This window comes from Roseospira goensis, from assembly GCF_014197795.1.
Lineage (GTDB): Bacteria > Pseudomonadota > Alphaproteobacteria > Rhodospirillales > Rhodospirillaceae > Rhodospira > Rhodospira goensis.
The window spans coordinates 1-4,299 of sequence record NZ_JACIGI010000067.1 but is presented as its reverse complement, the minus strand read 5'-3'; the positions used below and the strand labels follow the sequence as shown (position 1 = coordinate 4,299).

4 protein-coding genes are annotated in these 4,299 nt (G+C 65.4%); all 4 read right to left on the bottom strand.

Translation table 11 applies throughout. From position 1 onward, the window contains the following. Positions 1–35: 35 nt before the first annotated feature. On the bottom strand, positions 36–1,190 hold the full coding sequence (locus GGD88_RS18240) for a type I-U CRISPR-associated helicase/endonuclease Cas3 (RefSeq protein WP_184438174.1): 1,155 nt from the start codon (positions 1,188–1,190) through the stop codon (positions 36–38). Further along, on the bottom strand, positions 1,187–2,722 hold the full coding sequence (csb2, locus tag GGD88_RS18235) for a type I-G CRISPR-associated protein Csb2 (RefSeq protein ID WP_184438171.1): 1,536 nt from the start codon (positions 2,720–2,722) through the stop codon (positions 1,187–1,189). Before csb2 ends, GGD88_RS18240 begins: the two co-directional genes overlap by 4 nt. After that, positions 2,697–3,665, bottom strand: a complete 969-nt coding sequence (locus GGD88_RS18230; protein WP_184438166.1) for a hypothetical protein — start codon at positions 3,663–3,665, stop codon at positions 2,697–2,699. The genes csb2 and GGD88_RS18230 overlap by 26 nt, the downstream gene beginning before the upstream one ends. 44 nt (positions 3,666–3,709) lie before the next feature. Then, the coding region (cas7g, locus tag GGD88_RS18225; protein ID WP_221237235.1) for a type I-G CRISPR-associated RAMP protein Csb1/Cas7g at positions 3,710–4,299 on the bottom strand (590 nt) is incomplete at its 5' end.

Below are 4,299 nucleotides of genomic sequence, written 5' to 3'. Positions count from 1 at the left end.
ACGGGGCCTCCCTGGCAGTCTGTGTCGTGTCGCAACTACCAGTGTGTCAGACCGTCCCGTTGTCCGCCCCTCCCCGATTTTCCGTCATGAACCCATTTTTTCAGCAGGCGGTCGCGGTCGTAAGGGCGGATGCGTCCGGTCAGCAGGATCGCGTCGCGTTCAGGTTCCCCGGCGTTGGCGTTGCTTAGCGCCTCGAACACCTGTCGGGCGGTGGCGACGCGGTTGACCACCACGCCTATGACGCGGACGGACTGCTCATCGGCCTGCCGGGCGATGGCGTTCGCGTGGGTAATGATCTCCTGGCCGAGAGCTTGCCAGTTCAGGCGATCCTGTTTGCGTGCCTTGCCGGGACGATCAGCCCAATCCGCTTTCGTGATTGTCTCGACTTGCACCGCAAACAACCGCGCGGGCTTCAGTGAATCGAGACGATTGGCAAGTGTTTCATCTTCACGGTCCGCTTCGGTCAGTTCAAAGGCCCGCCCCTCGCCCGGCAGCGTCGCCGACATGCGCGTCAGGCCAAGGCCGTGCGACGCCGGCAACGGCGGTTTCTCAGCCCAGTCCTTGAACCGCCGGATCGCCCCCACGGTTTCGGCGAAGGCGTCCGACAGGTGGGCCTCGTCAAGGATCAGGTGGGTATCGAAGGCCAGCAGCCCCGCCTGGAGCGGGCGGCTGCGCCGGCTGACGCCATAGCCCCGGAACAGCAGGCGGGAGCCGATCTGATCGACGGTCGAGATCAGGATGGTGGGCGTCAGAGGATCCGCCGCCCACCCGTCATCCCGATAAACGCCGCCGCGCAGGCGCACGATGCGCAACGGTGTTTCGCCATCGGCCGACAAGGTCTTCAGGCGCGCGGCAACGGCGGCCGTGATGGGGCTGGCGTTCTTTTCCAAGGCCGCTTGAATGGCCCGGGCATGTTCGCTGACCTCGTCCACCACCAACCGCCGATCGATGACGAAACACACGCGGCGCGGGGCCTTCCGGTTGGCCGGCGGCTGATCCGCGTCCAGGGCCAGGCGAAACAGGGCGACGTCCAGAACGCTGGTCTTGCCGCAGGCGGTGGGCACGCGGATGACGTCCGGCAAGCCGGTCTTGAAAACCTCCCGCGCGAAGCGCTCCTGCCACAGAAAGGGGCGAAAGCCATGGACGTCCTTGAAGAACGCCGGGAAATCGATGGCGTGTAGCCGCGTCATGCCGTCAGTCCTCCACCAGGGGGAGCATCAGGCCATGGCCGAGGAAACGCCCGGCGCCGATCACTAGGGGGCCTTCCACCGGTCGGGCGAACCGCACGGTGACATGGCGCAGGCGGGGGGGGCGGCGGTCCCTCGTCAGGGGCATTCCGGCGCGGCTTGAAGGCCCAACTTGGCGGGGCGCCATGCAAGGGGGAATGCCGGCCGACGGTGATCTCCAGGACATCGTCGGGGTCGACGCCCGCCCGCCGCAGGCTGTCCAGGATGACGCCCGCCTCACCCCCGTTGCCGGGTTTGGGGACATGGCCGAACCGCATGGGAACGGCCGTCGTCCAGTACCGTGAGGGACCGCGCCAGGTCGCGCGCCGCAAGGTCCGCATTGCCTGGGTATCGTCGGTCACTTCTTTCAGGTGCCAGCGTCCAACCCCGGGGAGTTGGAGCCCTTTTGACACAAGGCGCTCCAGGCCCAGGGCCACCATCGTCCGGTCGTCGTGCCGGGCAGCCTTCGGGACCAGGACAGCCAGACCCTTGACGGACCCGTCGGCGTGCCGTTGCCTGGGGTGGACGAAGGGCAACGCCACGAAGGCGCACATGGGGGCGCCCTTGGCCCCCTTGACGATCCCCGGCACCTGAACAGGGAGATTGTTGGCCGTTTGCGCCGCCGCGACGGCCTCCATCAGACCGGCCCGAAAGGCGCGCGCGGCAGCGGGCGCCGCCACGGCCGGGAGGGCGGGATCCTGCGGGTCGGGTCGGAAGATGTACATGCGGTCGAAGGACGACCGGATTGGTTCCGAACTCGGCGCCGGGTCCGCCACGCATCGGTAACCCTGCACGGGCGCCGGGTTGGGGCGACGTTCCGCGAGAAACGTGTCTTTCAGCTCCTTAAGGCGGTTGGCACCCGGAACACGAAGCTGGATCGCGCCATCGGGATCAGGCACATGGGTTGGCTGCGGCGGATCCGGGTCGAGCGTGACGCGCACCAGGCTGCGCGACCGCCCGAGGTAGGTCACGCAGGCGCAGATGGCGGCCAGCGTGTCGCGATGCTCGCGGGGATCGGCCACCGGCCAGAGGAATGTGACCACAGGGTCTTCGGGAACGACCGCCGGGATCGGCAGCGCCTTTCTGGCGCGGTACGCGGGCAGCACCTTCTGGAGCTTCTCTCGATTTCCGTCTGACACCACCCCTGGGCCATTCTTTTTGGTCAGCGATTTCGGAAGTTCGCTGGGATGCGGATTGGTCGGCATGTACACATCCGGCGCGTCCCGGGGATGCGCCGGGGAGGCGTGCAGTTGGGGCGCAATCACCTCTCCCTTGTCGGTCCAGGACTGCCCGGCCAGCCATTGAAGGGCCTTTTCCGCCGCATCGGGCACGTTGCCTTCCGACGCCTCCGGCAAGGCGGCGGCCGCCGCCACCAATGCCGAGAACAGCCGGTCCGGATGTGGCGGCCATTCCGGCCGGCGCCGGGTCGCGTCATGACGGTCGGTGGCCATGAAGACGCCGGTCAGAAACTCAATCCGAAGCGCCAGCATCGCCATCCGCCCCGCTGTCCGTGCCTTCGGGTGCGTCCGTATCCGACTCGTCCTGTCCGGAAACCCGGGCGTCGCTGAGCTTGACCAATTGGTTCAACTGAGGCGATGGGGTCAGGCGAAGCAGGGTCTTTGTCCATTCGACACCCAGGCCTTCCGCCTCCTTCAGCGCCGGGTCCAGCAGGGTGGTCCTCACCTCGTTTGCGGTTCCAAGGGGGATATCCCCGCCGGTGCCGCCGACGATTTCCAATTTGGCTCCGCTTCCGTTGTCGGGGACCAGATCGCACCGGGAGCGCAGCCAATACCCCTCGTCCTGTCGCAGGGCCAGGGCATACAAGGCCAGCGCCGCGAGGACGGTGCGCGCGGCTTCGTCCTGTCGCGGGCGAACGTCCTCCTTTCCCTTTCCCTCCGGCGGCGGGAAACCCGGGAACCGGAGCCGCCGGAGTTGGGTCAGCGACAGGGTCCAGGTGTGCCGGGCATGCTCCATGGTGACGCCGCCGGGTCGAGGCACATTTTCGCGAATACGTGCCGTCTGGCTGTTGATATCCAAACGACTCTCCAGGTGCCCATCGCCAGTTTCAACGTCGTATTTTAGCCGAACCGGATTCGACGTCAGGATGTCTGGCAACACATCAAGCTTGTTCTTCCGGACGTCCTTGAAGCGGTCTATGTCAGGCGTGACGTTGCCGTGGTTGATATCCGATGGTTTTGCCCCCGAAACGATAGCCTCGGACTTCGTCGGCTTTCCGTTTTTGTCCTTTTCAGCCTGATCAATATCCAAAGTCCACTCAGTTTTGCCCTGTTTGCTTCCCGCTTTCTTATACTTCCGATCCGCTTCACTTTCGTCAAACGTCCATCCCGATTTCCCTTGTTGATAGAACGTCAAGCCCATACGCTGGATGCGCAGCGGATCGACACGGCTGGCGGTGCGGACACCGGCGACCACATTCACGCCGATGATTTCGGAGACAACGGCGCGCGGGATCTTGGCCGAGTTTAGACCTTCGCCCGCCGTAGAATCCCAGGTTCGGAGACAACGGCGCGCGGGATCTTGGCCGAGTTTAGACCTTCGCCCGCCGTAGAATCCCAGGTGCCGAACAGCAAGGCCGTCGGGCAGTGCTTGTAGAAGGCCGTCGCATCATGGACCCGCGCCTTGACGATGGCCTGTCCGACGCCGGTGTCTCGAAACGGTGTTTCGTTCTCGTCGATGCTGTCGCGAAGGATGGCGTCGTGGATGCGGTGGGGCGCGGTGAGCGAGGTCACCCATTCGTGGCCTTTCACTTTCACCGCGATGACCGGGAGATCGCACATCGGCGCGTCGCCGTTCTCCCTTAATTCCCGCCAGTCCGGCAGAAAGGCGTCCTGAAGGGCCTCTTCCAGGCCGTTGGCTTCGCTCTGGACGCTGTTCAACAGGACACAGGGAACCGCCTCGCCGTCGATCCGCCGCGTCTCCGTGGCGTAGATGCCGCCGGCATAGGTGGGCGGAAATACCTGGTTCATGACGGAAAATCGGGGAGGGGCGGACAACGGGACGGTCTGACACACTGGTAGTTGCGACACGACACAGACTGCCAGGGAGGCCCCGT

Coding starts and splice junctions, on each gene's coding strand:
- GGD88_RS18240 (WP_184438174.1), bottom strand. CDS start 1,190: ATGACGCGGCTACACGCCATCGATTTCCCGGCGTTCTTCAAGGACGTC.
- csb2 (WP_184438171.1), bottom strand. CDS start 2,722: ATGGCGATGCTGGCGCTTCGGATTGAGTTTCTGACCGGCGTCTTCATG.